This is a genomic window from Labrys okinawensis (assembly GCF_047345005.1).
Taxonomy (GTDB): domain Bacteria; phylum Pseudomonadota; class Alphaproteobacteria; order Rhizobiales; family Labraceae; genus Labrys; species Labrys okinawensis.
Genome location: NZ_CP178864.1, coordinates 433747 through 446748, shown reverse-complemented (window position 1 = coordinate 446748; position 13002 = coordinate 433747). Strand labels below are relative to the sequence as shown.

The window sequence follows — 13002 nt, the reverse complement described above, 5'->3', positions numbered from 1 at the left end:
CGGACGGCCTCTTCAATCGACCCGGAAGGTTGCCAGAACCTTGGGTTCGCACACAAGGCAGGGCCAAATGAAGACATCTCATGGTAGCATGAACGTTGCAGGAATCGACATCGGCAAGGCCAAGCTCGATGTCGGGTTGGACAAGGATGAGGAGCGGCTGGAAGCCAGCAACGAGCCTGCGGGCTTTGCCCAGATCATCGCCTTCCTCAAGCGCCAGCAGGTAAGCCTGGTTGGCGTGGAGGCCACCGGCAGCTACGGCTTCGATTTAATCCAGGCCTTGCAGGAAGCCGGCTTCGCGATCGCCCAGCACCAGCCCGCCCAGATCAAGCTCTACCGCAAGATGCAGCTCAAGAGGGCCAAGACGGACGTCATCGATGCCGTCTTGATTGCCCGCTTCACGGCCTTGGGGGAGCAAAAACCCGCGTTCTCAGATGCCAGATTGGCCCGTTTTGCCGAGAAACTGCTCTTTCTCGAACAAGCGCGCGAGGATGCCATCCGCCTGCAGGGGCGTCTGGATCGTTATCGCGACACAGGTCTTATCGCCAAGATCAAAGCCGATATCACAAGCTTCAAGGCCAGGGCCAAGCAAGAGCTCGCTGCCTTGAAGAAGGAACTGCGAGCCCATGGCGACCTCGACAAGGCCTTCAAGCTCCTACTCTCCATTCCCGGCATCGGCGATTACAGTGCCCTCGTCCTGATCATCCGATTGCCCGAACTGGTGCATCTGGAGCCGACCCAGATCGCTTCTCTCGTCGGCGTCGCCCCCTTCAACAACGACAGCGCCACCGTGCGCGGCACTCGCTCAATCGCAGGTGGCAGAAAGAACATTCGCAACGCCCTTTATTTGCCAACCCTGGCTGCCGCCACTCAGTGGAACCCCGACCTGAAGGTCCTCTACGACCGTCTTAAGGCAAAAGGAAAGGAGACAAAGGTCGCCGTCATCGCCGCAATGCGTAAGCTTCTCATCATCGCCAGAGCCGTCCTTATCCGAGGCTCAATTTGGACCCCAAAAACCCAAGTCGATTAAGGTTGCTCCGCGTTCCCTGCGCCCTTTTCCGCAATGTTAGCGCCTATGGACAGGGATGCCTGCAATCCCAGGGGTTATCCCGCTTTCTTCCACACCAACATGGCGGCGGCCAGATCCTCCAGGGCGCTGCCGATCGACTTGAACAGCGTCACCGCCTCGGCACTGCTCCGCCCCTTATGCCGCCCATGGGCAAGGTCGGCCAAGGTGGCGCGAATGTCTTCCCGCCCGATCAGGCCGGCCTGGATGGCGACGGCGATGTCGCCGCCCTCGGTCAGCGCGCTTGGCGTATCGATGAAGAGTTCAGCCCGGCGCACGGCCTCGTCGTCGGCCTCGCGCATCTGCAGGTTGAAGGCGCCGACGAGATCGAGATGGGTGCCGGGCCTCAGCCAGTCCCCCTTGACCAGCGGCAGGTTGGAGAGGGTGGCGCAGGAGACGATGTCGGCGCCGCGCACCGCCTTTTCGAGATCGGGCTCGTAGCGCACCGGCAGGCCCCGCTGCACCAGATCGGCCGCGACCTGCTCGGCGCGCTCGGCGCGATGATTCCAGATCATCACCTCGCGGATCGGCCTCTGGCTGGCATGGGCCTCGATCAGGAAAGGCGCCAGCGCGCCGGCGCCGACCATGGTGAGATTCACGGCGTCCGCGCGAGCGAGAAAGGAGGCGGCAAGCGCCGAAGCCGCGGCCGTGCGCCAGTGGGTGAGCCGCGTGCCGTCGATCGCCGCCAGCGGCGCACCCGTCTCGCCTGACATCAGCACATAGGTGCCGAACACGGCCGGCATGCCGCGCGCACCATTGGCCGGAAAGACGTTCACGAGCTTGGTGCCCAGATAGGCGCCGGGCCCTGGCGCATCGCTGGTCCACGACGGCATGATCAGCCCGGTCGCGGCGGAGGCGCCGTGGCCGATCTCCAGATGCTGGCGGGGTGGCGTGACGAAATCCGAGGCGAAAGCCTCCCTCAGCGCCTCGACCAGTTCGGGGAACTTCAGAACGGCATCGATCTCGTCAGCGGTGATGACGCGCATGGGCGCTCCGGAATAAGTTGGACACGGCCCTGCGAACCATCATGCAGTCAGATCGCCACCCGGAGTCGCCTCAGAAGGGCACGCTCGAGGGCAGCATCGTCTGGCCTTCGCGCCCGTCGCCGCTACTTGTCTGGCTGCGCAGGCGGTCGATCTCGCTGCGATGGCGCTCGACCTCGCCCTGCGCCACGCGAGCGGCGCGGCGGAAGCGGCCCTGCTTGAACCAGACGGTGAGACCGCCGAGGAGCATGCCGATCAGCAGCACGCCGAACAGCACCAGGAACATGGGCAGATGAAGAGTGCTTTCGGCACTGCCCGGCCGGGTCGGGTCATAGGAGAGGTCCACGCCCTGCGCGATCCATTGCTTGTTCGCCAGGGCGAAACCCGCGACGACCACCAGGGCCAGGATCAGAATGAGATAATAGAGAGCGCGTTTCATGACCTGCTACCACTTCAGCTGTCGCGCGGTCGAATTCGTCGCCACGCTCATACCTTGGCCGGGGTCTTGTTCAGACGCAGCCGCATATCCTTGCCGGTCTTGAAGAACGGCACGAATTTCTCCTCCACCGGCACATGGGCACCCGTGCGGGGGTTGCGGCCGATGCGGGCCGGACGAGCCTTCACCGAGAACGCCCCAAACCCGCGCAGTTCCACCCTGTCGCCCTTGGCCATCGCACCGGCGATCTCATCGAGAATGGCGTTGACGATATTCTCGATGTCGCGCTGATAAAGATGCGGATTGGCCTCCGCGATTTTCAGAACCAATTCGGATTTGATCATTCTTGTTCCCGCCAGTCGCCGGCCTTGTTGAATTATTGTTGCTCAGCCCGAATCGCGCCGATTCCTTATGCACCGGCACGCATCCTGGACCAAGCCGATGACAGTTCAGAGAGTGTCCCGACGGACCGCGGGACATCGACCTCTCAAGGGTGCCAAACCGAGACAAGCCCGTCAAGCGCGCCCGGCTGGGTTTCGGGGGCGGCACGGATGACATCGCCCAGAGATTTCAGGCCGACGCTGTCGGCGAGCCAGGCCGCACCCGCCTTGGCGAAGGGGAAGGAGGAACTCACCGAGGGCTTGTCCCAGTCTTCCACGGGTAGGTCCTTGGCCACCGACTTGCTGGTGTTGAGCCAGGTGATGGCGGTGCTCTCGTCACCCGTCTCGTCGATGAGCTTGAGATCGAGCGCCTGCTTGCCGGTGAAGATGCGCCCGTCCGAGACGGCGGCGAGGCCGGCATCATCATATTTGCGGCGATCCCTGACCAGGTCCTTGAACCAGCCATAGGTATCGTTGACCACAGAAGCCAGCGCCGCCCGCGCCTCCGGGCTGGTCGGCGTCACACCGTCGGGCGCCGCCTTCAGGGGCGAGGACTTCACCGCTTCGACGGTGACGCCGATGGTGTCGAGCAGCTTGGAAACGTTGGGATATTGCACCAGCACGCCGATGGAGCCGACGAGCGCGGAGCGCCGGGCCACGATATGATCGGTGCCGATGGCGGCCATATAGGCGGCCGAGGCGCCGAGCCCGTCGATGACGGCGACGGTCGGCTTCTTGGCCGAGAGCTTGCGCAGCCCGTCATAGAGCGCCTCACCGCCGGAGGTGGTTCCGCCGGGCGAGTTGATGTCCACGATCACGCCGACTGCAGGCGAGGCGGCGATCTGGTCGAACAGCTTCAGATTGGCCGTCTGGTCGCCGACGAAACCGTCCAGCTTGATGCGGGCGATATGCGGCGAGCGATGCTGCAAGGCGCTGGTGCCGATCAGGGCGAAATACGCGACGATCAGCGCAAGAGCGAGGAAGAGGAAGGCCAGCACGCGCCAGACGGAAAGCTTGCGGCGCAAAACACGCCTGTCGACCAGGAGGTCAGTCTCAACGGACATCAGCAATACCTTAAGGGTAGATCGCCGCGAACCTACCCGAGTGTGACAGGTGCGGCAAGCATGGGGGAGAGGAGCGCAAGGGCAAGGAGCATCCTACACCAGCATCACGAATTTCAGGTCCGGCCGCGTTGTCGGATTGAGCGTGATCTGCTGCAGTTCCAGCGGCCCGCGCCGGGGATGGTTGAAGCGCCGGGCGCCGCCTTCGCGGCCGACCACGCTGTGGACGGGCCAGGCCTCGGCGAAGAAGGAACTCGACGCGATCAGGCTCTGCACCAGCGCCTGCATGGCTGGCTCCTCGAGGTGATGGCCGTAATCGATGCGGAACTCGGCGATCACTCGCCGGGCACGTGCTTCCCAGCCGTCGATCAGGTGCTGGGCGGCCGGATTGAGAAAGATGAAATGGAGAAGGTTGCGGTCATTCTCGCCATCGAGCCAGCCGGCGAAGAGCTCGGCCGCTGCATCGTTCCAGCCGAGTGCGTTCCAGAGATGATCGAGCACGTAGGCCGGGCCTGAGATCGTATCGAGGGCGCCCAGCAGGGCCGACGGCGCGGCGGGTTCGGCCTCGGCGCTCCCTTGCGGATCGCGCTTGCCGGCAAGGTCGAAGAGATAGGCGCGCTCGGCGGCCGAGAATTTCAGCACATTTGCGAGCCGGCCTAGCGCATGGGCCGACAAAGAAATGTCGCGCCCCTGCTCCAGCCAGGTATACCATGTGGTCGAGAGGCCGCCGAGCTGGGCGACTTCCTCGCGCCGCAGGCCCGGCGTCCGCCGCCGGGCGCCGCCTTGCAGCCCGAACAGGCCGGGGGACAGACGGGCTCGCTGCGAGCGCAGGAATTCCCCCAGCTGCTGGCGGCGCGCCTGGTCGGTCTCGACGGTCATGGCAGCTTTCATACCAGGATAATTTTGGATCTGGTACCAGTGTATTTGAGATTTTAGAACTATTCCAGTGTTGTCGCACCGGTCTCCTAAACGGTCCCGCGCCGATCGCCGGATCGGCGCGGCAACACGTCCCACATCGTACCTCATGGAGACTGTCATGGCCCGCTCGGCCAATCTGGAAACCCTGGTCGCCCATCAATTCGGCTCGCAGGCGGCAGCCTATGTCGCCAGCCCCGTGCATGCCCAGGGCGAGGATCTACGGGCCATGCAGGCCGAGGTCGAGACCGTGAGACCCGTCGCCGTGCTGGACCTCGGCTGTGGCGGCGGCCATGTCAGCTTCGCCGCCGCACCCTTTGCCGGCACGGTGACGGCCTATGACCTCTCGTCCGACATGCTGGCCGCCGTCTCGGCGGAAGCCGCCAAGCGGGGCTTGAGCAATATCGTGACGCAGCAAGGCTCGGCCGAGCGCCTGCCTTTCGCCGACGCCAGCTTCGACATGGTGATGAGCCGTTTCAGCGCCCATCATTGGGGCGATGTGCTCACCGCCCTCAGCGAAGCCTTCCGCGTCGCCAGGCCGGGCGCCATTCTGGTGTTCGCCGACGCCGTCGCTCCCACCGCCGTGGTCAACGACACCTTCCTGCAGAGCTTCGAGATGCTGCGCGACCCGTCCCATGTGCGCGACTACTCACCGACCGAGTGGCAGACGATGCTGGCCGGCGCCGGCTTCACGGTGACCGGGACGCAGATGCGACGCCTCCGCATCGATTTTGACTCCTGGATCGCTCGCATGCGCACGCCGCCCGTGTTCGTCGAGGCGATCCGCGCCCTGCAGGCCGCCGTTTCGGAGGAGGTGCGGGCTTATTTCGAGATCGAGGAGGATGGCTCCTTCACTTTCGACACGGCGGTGTTCGTGGCCCGCCGATAAGACTACGCTCCTCCCGTGCCGGACACGGGAGGAGACCACGCCCCTGCCGACGGGCGGCTGCCGATGCGAACCTTCGCCAATCCGTTAGGGCAAGGTTCGACGAACCGTGGATTTCACGCCAACGCGAGCGCTGAAGTCGAGAAGGCCGCACCTTGCGCCATCGGACTTGGCTTCCGGGTGCACGGGCATCCTGTCTAAACGCTAACTTTGGTCGATGAGGGCGAAGGGAACACAGCAATGACGGCTGCTGGGCTGCAAAGTTAGCGCGCGGGCATCGTGCCCGTTCTGGAATTGCCGTGTCCATGCGACGAGAAGGAACGGGCAGGATGCCTGTGTACCCGGAAGCCATTGCCGCCGCACCCTGACCTGTGATATTGCGGCGCAAAATCCGAACAGACATCTCGCAAAGCGCCAGCCGGAAGCGGTTAGCTGGCGCAGGAACCCGGTTTTACCATGCAACTTCGCAATATCGCCATCATCGCACACGTCGACCATGGCAAGACCACCCTCGTCGACCAGCTGCTGCGCCAGTCCGGTGCTTTCCGCGATAACCAGCGCGTGGCCGAGCGCGTGATGGATTCGAACGACCTCGAGAAGGAACGCGGCATCACCATCCTGGCCAAGGCGACTTCGATCGTCTGGAAGGATACCCGCATCAACATCGTCGACACCCCCGGCCACGCCGATTTCGGTGGCGAAGTCGAGCGCATCCTCAACATGGTCGATGGCGCCATCGTGCTGGTCGACGCTGCCGAAGGCCCGATGCCGCAGACCAAGTTCGTGGTCTCCAAGGCGCTGAAGATCGGCCTCAAGCCGATCGTGGCCATCAACAAGGTCGACAAGCCCGACGCGCGCCCCGGTGAGGTCGTCAACGAGGTCTTCGATCTTTTCGCCGCGCTTGACGCCACCGATGACCAGCTCGATTTCCCCATCCTCTACGGTTCCTCCAAGCAGGGCTGGATGGCGCTCTCCGCCGAAGGTCCGCAGGACCAGGGCATGGCCCCTCTGTTCGACCTCGTGCTCGAACACGTCAAGCAGCCGACCGTCGAGCCCGGCCCTTTCCGGATGCTCGGCACCATCCTGGAAGCCAACCCCTATCTGGGCCGCATCATCACGGGCCGCATTTCCTCGGGCGTGCTCAAGGCCAACATGCCGGTCAAGGCCATCGGCGTTGACGGCACTGTGGTCGAGCAGGGCCGGGTCTCCAAGGTGCTCGCTTTCCGCGGCATCGAGCGCCAGCCGGTGGAAGAAGCCGAGGCGGGCGACATCGTCGCCATCGCCGGCCTGACGCTTGGCACCGTGGCCGATACGTTCTGCGCGCTCGAGGTTACGCAGGGCATCGTGGCCCAGCCGATCGATCCGCCGACGGTGTCGATGACCTTCACGGTCAACGACTCTCCGCTCGCCGGCACGGAGGGCGACAAGGTCACCAGCCGTGTCATCCGCGACCGCCTGCTTAAGGAAGCCGAGGGCAATGTCGCGCTGAAGATCGAGGAATCGGCCGACAAGGACTCGTTCATCGTCTCCGGCCGCGGCGAATTGCAGCTCGCCATCCTGATCGAGGTGATGCGCCGCGAGGGCTTCGAGCTCGGCGTCTCGCGTCCGCGCGTGGTCTTCCAGAAAGATGCCGACGGCAACGTCCTCGAGCCGATCGAGGAGGTCGTGATCGACGTCGACGAGGAGTTCTCGGGCGTGGTCGTGCAGAAGATGTCCGAGCGCAAGTCCGACATGGTCGAGATGCGCCCCTCCGGCGGCAACCGCCAGCGCCTGGTTTTCTACGCGCCGACGCGCGGCCTGATCGGCTATCAGGGCGAACTGCTCACCGACACCCGCGGCACCGCCGTGATGAACCGCCTGTTCCACTCCTACGCCCGCTTCAAGGGCGAGGTCGCCGGCCGCCGCAACGGCGTGCTGATCTCGACGGATGCCGGCGAGGCCGTGGCCTATGCCCTGTGGAACCTCGAAGATCGCGGCCCGATGATGATCGAGCCCGGCTGGAAGGTCTATCAGGGCATGATCGTCGGCGAGCATACCCGCGAGAACGATCTCGAGGTCAATGTGCTCAAGGGCAAGAAGCTCACCAACGTCCGGGCCTCCGGCAAGGACGAGGCGGTGCGCCTGACCCCCCCGATCCGCATGACCCTGGAAAAGTCGATTGCCTGGATTCAGGACGACGAGCTGCTCGAAGTGACGCCAAAGTCGATCCGCCTGCGCAAGGCCGTGCTCGACCCGAACGAGCGCAAGAAGGTCGAGCGCGCCAAGGAAGCCGCAGCGTAATACCGGGAGCGCGGACATCACAGCGACATGCTTGCATGTCGCGATGTCCGCATCTTCTTCTCCTTCAGACGCGGCATTTCCAAGAGGCGGACAAGATGTCCGCGCTCCCAGTCACAACCCGCTGAACCAATTGTAGCCCTGGTCTTCCCAGAAGCCGCCGGGATAGTCGTTGGTCACCCAGATCTCGTTGACATGCTTGGGGTTCTTGAAGCCGAGCTTGGTCGGCACGCGGATCTTGATCGGGAAACCATATTTGCGCGGCAGGGTCTTTCCGGCGAATTTCGTGACGATCAGGGTTTGGGCATGCAGGGCGGTCGGCATGTCCAGGCTGGTGACATAGCGGTCCTCGCAGCGGACGCCGACATAGCGGGCCGAGAGATCGGCGCCGACGAGATGCAGGAAATCAACAAGCGGCGGACCGCTCCATTCGCCTATGGCGCTCCAACCCTCGATGCAGACATGGCGGGTGATCTGTGACCGCGTGGGCAGGGTGTTGAGGCGATCGAGCGTCCAGGGAGACTTGTCGTCCACCAGGCCACCGACGGCGAGCTGCCAGTCGGCCGCATCAACCTCAGGGGCGTCCTCCTCGCCGTAGAAGGCGTTGAAGGGGAAGGGATCGGTGATCTCCGCACGGCTGAATTCCGGTGCAAGTCGGTCGGGACTGAACAGGCGCGCCTGCACCCAGTCATTATAGGAGGAGACCGTCCGCAGCAGGGCCTCCGCCGACGGGCTGTCGGTAACGGAGCAGCCGGTGAGCGCCAGCAGCGAGCCGAGCCCCGCCATCTGGCGCAGGAAGAGACGGCGCGATGGGGCGGGAAGAAGGCGGCCGGCGTCCTTGAGGAGCAGGCCGGTATCGATACCGGGAATGGTACGTTTGAGCATGGGATCTCCTGTTCCCGGGATGGCGGTCCCAGGCGTCACCGCCCCGTGACCATCGCCCGGATGGTCCGCGGCACCAGCAACGCCATCGCGACATGGATGAGGATGAAGCCGGCTATGCCGGCCATGGCCAGGAAGTGCACGAGCCGCGCGCCCTGAAAGCCGCCGAACAGCGACGTCAGCCCCTGCAATTGCACCGGCTTCCAGATGGCGAGGCCGGACAGCATGATGAGACCGATCAGCCCCAGCACGCCGGCATAGAGCAGCTTCTGTACGGCGTTGTAGTGAGAGGGGTCGGCATGGGAGAGCCGGCCACGCAGCGCGCGTGCGACATCGGCGAGGATCTCGCGTGGACGGATCGGCCAGAGCTTGCGGCTATAGCGCCCGGAGAGCAGGCCGTAGCCGATAAGGACCGTGAAATTCAGGGCCAGCACCCACATGGCGGCAAAGTGCCAGAGCAGCGCGCCGCCGGGCCAGCCGCCCAGCGTGAGGGCCTCGGGAAAGCGGAAAGGCAGGATGGGCGAGGCATTGTAGATCTGCCAACCGCTGGCGATCATCACCATCACCGTGACTGCGTTGGTCCAGTGGGTGATACGCACGAGGAGGGGATGGATGGCGGGTGCGGCCATGGCGATGACCTCGCGGTGTTGGCGCGTAGCGCGGCAGACGGCGCGCGGCGTTTCTGGTGCCCTATTCCGGCCACACCCCCTCCGGCCCGGCTGGCGCACACTTTGTGTGCGCGATACCCCCAGCTTCGTGGGGCAGGCGGGGGCGCAGCACCGCTTACGGCATCAGCACCTTGTCGATGGAGTGGATGACGCCGTTGGACTGGATCACGTCATAGATGGTGATGTCGGCGGTGCCGCCCTTGGCATCGGTGATGGTGATATTGTTGGGGCCGTTCAGCATGGCGGTGAGATCTTCGCCGGCCAGCGTCTTGAGCTCGGCCTTGCCGCCGCCCTGCTGCACCATCTTCTTGAGCGTCACGAAGGTGAGCTTGCCGGGAACGACATGGTAGGTGAGGATCTTGGTCAGCGTGGCCTTGTTCTCGGGTTTCAGCAAGGTGTCGACCGTACCGGCAGGCAGGGCCGCGAAGGCGGCGTTGACGGGTGCGAAGACCGTGAAGGGGCCCTTGCCCTGCAGGGCATCGACCAGGCCGGCTTCCTTGACGGCGGCAACCAGCGTGGTGTGATCGGCCGAATTGACGGCGTTCTGCACGATGTTCTTGTTGGAATACATCGCCGCGCCGCCGACCATCACATCGGCATAGGCAATATTCGCGACAAGCAGCGAGCCGACCAGGCTGGTGGCGAGCAGCAGGGATTTCATAGACATCGGGTTCTCCTTTGGACGAAGGCAAGCCTTCTCTGTCGCCGGAGAAGATATTCTCCGGCCTTTACATCATCTGACTTTCGGGGATCATCACGCTTGACCAGGTTGAACAACGTGCGTGACGGTCGATGTCTATACGGAGCAGATCCGTCGTCGGTTCTCTGACGCGGCAATTTTTTTCTCACGGCTTCGTGAGCGGCCACCCGGAGGCTGCCATGCCCACAAAAAACCGCCGACCTTTCGGCCGGCGGGTGCAATGGAGTCTCTCGCGGATCAAGTCTCGTGCCGCGTCAACGGCATGAGCGGACCTTCGCAGGCGGGTTTGTCGAGATTGTGGCGCCTACCAGCGGTGCCAACGATAATAATAGTGCGGGCGTCCGTACCAGCCGTAATATCTCGGATAGCCGTAATAGACGCGCTGATCGGGGACGCAGCGCCCCCAATAATTGGGGTGCCAGCCAAAGCCGCAGCCCCAGCGTATATCCTGCACAAGGCCAGCGCCATCGGCGGCCCTGGGTGCCAGGGGCATCGCCGAAGACGCCGAAACGCCGGCGGTCAGCGCACCCAGGGCGAGCGCCGCAGCAAGGACGAGTTTCATTTCCTTCACTCCGATAAATCGGCGGCCTACGCGCCGCCGGGCGATATGATCGCCAGGAACCCGACCCAGCCCGATCATCCTGTCGGAGCGAACGAACGGATGCAGTGCCGCGCCGCACAGGGCGTTTTTTGGGGGTGTGGGATCTTCAGACTCGGCTGTCTCGTTGCGTGGGGGCGAAGTGCCGGGTCTGAAGACCCGCCCCCCAATTTGGGTCCTACGATACCGGTGTCCAGATCACCTGCTCGATGCGACTGGCGCCCGTGGCCAGCATAGCGAGGCGGTCGAGGCCGAGGGCGATGCCGCTCGCCTCGGGCATGATTGCGAGAGCGGCGAGGAATTCCTCGTCGATCGGATAGCGTTCGCCGTGGATGCGCTGCTTTTCATCCATCTCAGCCTCGAAGCGGCGGCGCTGTTCGGCCGGATCGGTCAACTCGCCGAAGGCATTGGCGAGCTCGACACCGCACGCATAGAGCTCGAAGCGTTCCGAGACTCGGGGATCATGAGCCGTACGGCGGGCGAGCGCAGCCTCGACGCTGGGATATTCGTAGAGGATGGTTGCCCGCCCCTGCCCCAGATGCGGCTCGATCTTCTGCACCAGCACGCCGGAATAAATGTCCGACCAGGTGTCGTCCTCGGCAACGCGCAACCTGATGGCTCGCGCGGCAGCGGCGAGCGCGTCGCGGTCGCTGGCGCCGCCCGCATCGAGGGTAGCCAGCAGGTCGATGCCGGCGAAGCGCTCGAAGGCTTCGGCGACGCTGAGCCTCTCGGGCTCGGCGAAGGGATCCGTCTCGATGCCGCGCCAGGAGAAACGCTTGCGCTGCCCTGTCTCCGCGGCGAGGGCCAGGAGGCGGGTACAATCCGCCATCAGCGCCTGGTAGGGTTCGCCGGCCCGATACCATTCCAGCATGGTGAATTCGGGGTGGTGGGTGCCGGTGCGCTCGCGGTTGCGGAAGACCTTGGCGAAGGTGAAGATGCGCTGCTCCCCGGCTGCCAACAGCTTCTTGCAGGCGAATTCCGGCGAGGTGTGCAGGTAGCGTCGATGGACGGAGAGATCGGCGTCGACGAGGTCGGTGGCGAAGGCATGCAGATGCGTCTCGTTGCCGGGCGAGACCTGCAGGATGGCCGTCTCGACCTCAGTGAAATCCTTCGCGGCGAAGAAGGCCCGTAGGGCCTCCAGCAGCCGGTTGCGGCCCAGAAGGAAGGGGCGGCGGTCCTCATGGACCGATGGCTGCCACCAGGGGCTCTGGCCGGGGGTCATGGTAAGGTCTCGTTCGGAACCGGGGTGCGGAGCGTGTTCAACTCCTAGAGGGAAGGTAGCAGCGATTCAAATGAGGCGCCTATGTCCGAGTGCGCGGGCATCCGAAATGTCCCCTTGCCGATCGCCCTCACCATGCCCACCTTCCCGATCCGGGTTATGATGCAGCCCGGATCCTGATTCGAGCATGATTTCGCTGTTCCGACGCACGCTGCCGCCCGAGCCTGCCCATATCGAGGTCAGGATCGGGACGACTACCTATCCGGTTGCCGTAAGGCGGCTGGCTTCGGCGCGCCGCTACACGCTGAGGGTCCGCACGGCGCAACGCGATATCGTGCTCTCGATGCCCGCGCGCGGGAGCCTTGCCACCGCCAGGGCCTTTGCCGACAAGCATGCCGGCTGGATCGCGCTGAAGCTCGCCAAGTTGGCGCAGGACGTCACCTTCGTACGCGGCGCCCTGGTGCCCTTTCGCGACGTGCCCCACCGCATCGAGCACCGGGCTGAGGGCCGGGGCACGGTGAAGGAGGAAGCGGGCAGCCCCCCGGTGCTGGCCGTGCATGGCGACATCAAACATCTGCCGCGCCGCCTCACCGACTGGCTGAAGAAACAGGCGCTGAAGGAGTTGCAGGCGGCCGTGACGCGCCACACCCAGGCGCTGGGCGTCAAGCATGGGCCCGTGAGCGTCAAGGATACCGCCAGCCGCTGGGGCTCCTGTTCCTCCAAGGGCGCGCTCGCCTTCTCCTGGCGCCTGATCCTGGCCCCTCCCTTCGTGCTCGACTATCTCGCGGCGCACGAGGTCTCGCATCTGAAGGAGATGAACCATTCACCCCGCTTCTGGCGCCTCTGCCGCCAGCTCTGCCCGCGAACCGAGGAAGCCAAGGCCTGGCTGAAGGCGCATGGCGCGGGGCTGCACAGATATGGGTGAGAGATTTCC

14 protein-coding genes are annotated in these 13002 nt (G+C 64.5%); 4 read left to right on the top strand and 10 right to left on the bottom strand.

Going from position 1 to position 13002, the window contains the following annotated elements; all coding sequences use genetic code 11:
* Positions 1–88 precede the first annotated feature (88 nt).
* Positions 89–1027, top strand: coding sequence for an IS110 family transposase (locus ACMDCR_RS02135; protein ID WP_413990083.1), 939 nt, complete (start codon positions 89–91; stop codon positions 1025–1027).
* 74 nt (positions 1028–1101) lie between these two features.
* Here the strand turns inward: ACMDCR_RS02135 and ACMDCR_RS02130 are convergent, their stop codons facing one another.
* The 5 genes from ACMDCR_RS02130 to ACMDCR_RS02110 all read right to left on the bottom strand — a co-directional run bounded on the left by ACMDCR_RS02130 (position 1102) and on the right by ACMDCR_RS02110 (position 4802).
* The gene (locus ACMDCR_RS02130) at positions 1102–2049 is read right to left on the bottom strand and encodes an ornithine cyclodeaminase family protein (protein WP_413990937.1); all 948 of its coding nucleotides are present in this window, start codon (positions 2047–2049) and stop codon (positions 1102–1104) included.
* A gap of 70 nt (positions 2050–2119) precedes the next feature.
* Positions 2120–2485 (bottom strand): lipopolysaccharide assembly protein LapA domain-containing protein, encoded by a 366-nt coding sequence (locus ACMDCR_RS02125; protein WP_413990936.1) that lies wholly within the window; start codon positions 2483–2485, stop codon positions 2120–2122.
* A gap of 47 nt (positions 2486–2532) precedes the next feature.
* Positions 2533–2826, bottom strand: a complete 294-nt coding sequence (ihfB, locus tag ACMDCR_RS02120) for an integration host factor subunit beta (RefSeq protein ID WP_284312820.1) — start codon at positions 2824–2826, stop codon at positions 2533–2535.
* 143 nt (positions 2827–2969) lie between these two features.
* Entirely contained in the window at positions 2970–3926 is a 957-nt protein-coding gene (sppA, locus tag ACMDCR_RS02115) for a signal peptide peptidase SppA (RefSeq protein WP_413990935.1), read from the bottom strand.
* Positions 3927–4019: 93 nt separating this feature from the next.
* Positions 4020–4802 carry a helix-turn-helix transcriptional regulator gene (locus tag ACMDCR_RS02110; protein ID WP_413990934.1) on the bottom strand — a complete coding sequence of 261 codons (783 nt, stop codon included), beginning with the start codon at positions 4800–4802 and terminating at the stop codon, positions 4020–4022.
* Between the two features lie 157 nt (positions 4803–4959).
* On the opposite strand from ACMDCR_RS02110, the gene ACMDCR_RS02105 reads away from it, so the two are divergent.
* Positions 4960–5727, top strand: a complete 768-nt coding sequence (locus tag ACMDCR_RS02105) for a methyltransferase domain-containing protein (RefSeq protein WP_413990933.1) — start codon at positions 4960–4962, stop codon at positions 5725–5727.
* 453 nt (positions 5728–6180) lie between these two features.
* Positions 6181–8004, top strand: a complete 1824-nt coding sequence (gene typA / locus ACMDCR_RS02100) for a translational GTPase TypA (protein ID WP_413990932.1) — start codon at positions 6181–6183, stop codon at positions 8002–8004.
* A gap of 111 nt (positions 8005–8115) precedes the next feature.
* On the opposite strand, the gene ACMDCR_RS02095 is transcribed toward typA, so the two are convergent.
* The 5 genes from ACMDCR_RS02095 to epmA form a co-directional block, all read right to left on the bottom strand.
* The gene (locus ACMDCR_RS02095) at positions 8116–8886 is read right to left on the bottom strand and encodes a molybdopterin-dependent oxidoreductase (protein ID WP_413990931.1); all 771 of its coding nucleotides are present in this window, start codon (positions 8884–8886) and stop codon (positions 8116–8118) included.
* A 35-nt stretch (positions 8887–8921) separates the two neighbouring features.
* Entirely contained in the window at positions 8922–9512 is a 591-nt protein-coding gene (locus ACMDCR_RS02090; RefSeq protein WP_413990930.1) for a cytochrome b/b6 domain-containing protein, read from the bottom strand.
* 154 nt (positions 9513–9666) lie between these two features.
* A complete protein-coding gene (locus ACMDCR_RS02085; protein WP_413990929.1) occupies positions 9667–10218 on the bottom strand; it encodes a fasciclin domain-containing protein in 552 nt (183 codons plus the stop codon).
* Positions 10219–10555: 337 nt separating this feature from the next.
* Positions 10556–10813, bottom strand: coding sequence for a GCG_CRPN prefix-to-repeats domain-containing protein (locus ACMDCR_RS02080; protein WP_413990928.1), 258 nt, complete (start codon positions 10811–10813; stop codon positions 10556–10558).
* A 214-nt stretch (positions 10814–11027) separates the two neighbouring features.
* Entirely contained in the window at positions 11028–12071 is a 1044-nt protein-coding gene (epmA, locus tag ACMDCR_RS02075; RefSeq protein WP_413990927.1) for an EF-P lysine aminoacylase EpmA, read from the bottom strand.
* Positions 12072–12255: 184 nt separating this feature from the next.
* Here epmA and ACMDCR_RS02070 point away from each other — a divergent pair, with 184 nt between their 5' ends.
* Positions 12256–12993 carry a M48 family metallopeptidase gene (locus ACMDCR_RS02070; protein ID WP_413990926.1) on the top strand — a complete coding sequence of 246 codons (738 nt, stop codon included), beginning with the start codon at positions 12256–12258 and terminating at the stop codon, positions 12991–12993.
* The last annotated feature ends 9 nt before the right edge of the window (positions 12994–13002 follow it).

Bases quoted from the DNA above. Each gene is read 5' to 3' on its own strand.
- ACMDCR_RS02135 (WP_413990083.1), top strand. From the start codon at position 89: ATGAACGTTGCAGGAATCGACATCGGCAAGGCCAAGCTCGATGTCGGG.
- ACMDCR_RS02130 (WP_413990937.1), bottom strand. From the start codon at position 2,049: ATGCGCGTCATCACCGCTGACGAGATCGATGCCGTTCTGAAGTTCCCC.
- ACMDCR_RS02125 (WP_413990936.1), bottom strand. From the start codon at position 2,485: ATGAAACGCGCTCTCTATTATCTCATTCTGATCCTGGCCCTGGTGGTC.
- ihfB (WP_284312820.1), bottom strand. From the start codon at position 2,826: ATGATCAAATCCGAATTGGTTCTGAAAATCGCGGAGGCCAATCCGCAT.
- sppA (WP_413990935.1), bottom strand. From the start codon at position 3,926: ATGTCCGTTGAGACTGACCTCCTGGTCGACAGGCGTGTTTTGCGCCGC.
- ACMDCR_RS02110 (WP_413990934.1), bottom strand. From the start codon at position 4,802: ATGACCGTCGAGACCGACCAGGCGCGCCGCCAGCAGCTGGGGGAATTC.
- ACMDCR_RS02105 (WP_413990933.1), top strand. From the start codon at position 4,960: ATGGCCCGCTCGGCCAATCTGGAAACCCTGGTCGCCCATCAATTCGGC.
- typA (WP_413990932.1), top strand. From the start codon at position 6,181: ATGCAACTTCGCAATATCGCCATCATCGCACACGTCGACCATGGCAAG.
- ACMDCR_RS02095 (WP_413990931.1), bottom strand. From the start codon at position 8,886: ATGCTCAAACGTACCATTCCCGGTATCGATACCGGCCTGCTCCTCAAG.
- ACMDCR_RS02090 (WP_413990930.1), bottom strand. From the start codon at position 9,512: ATGGCCGCACCCGCCATCCATCCCCTCCTCGTGCGTATCACCCACTGG.
- ACMDCR_RS02085 (WP_413990929.1), bottom strand. From the start codon at position 10,218: ATGTCTATGAAATCCCTGCTGCTCGCCACCAGCCTGGTCGGCTCGCTG.
- ACMDCR_RS02080 (WP_413990928.1), bottom strand. From the start codon at position 10,813: ATGAAACTCGTCCTTGCTGCGGCGCTCGCCCTGGGTGCGCTGACCGCC.
- epmA (WP_413990927.1), bottom strand. From the start codon at position 12,071: ATGACCCCCGGCCAGAGCCCCTGGTGGCAGCCATCGGTCCATGAGGAC.
- ACMDCR_RS02070 (WP_413990926.1), top strand. From the start codon at position 12,256: ATGATTTCGCTGTTCCGACGCACGCTGCCGCCCGAGCCTGCCCATATC.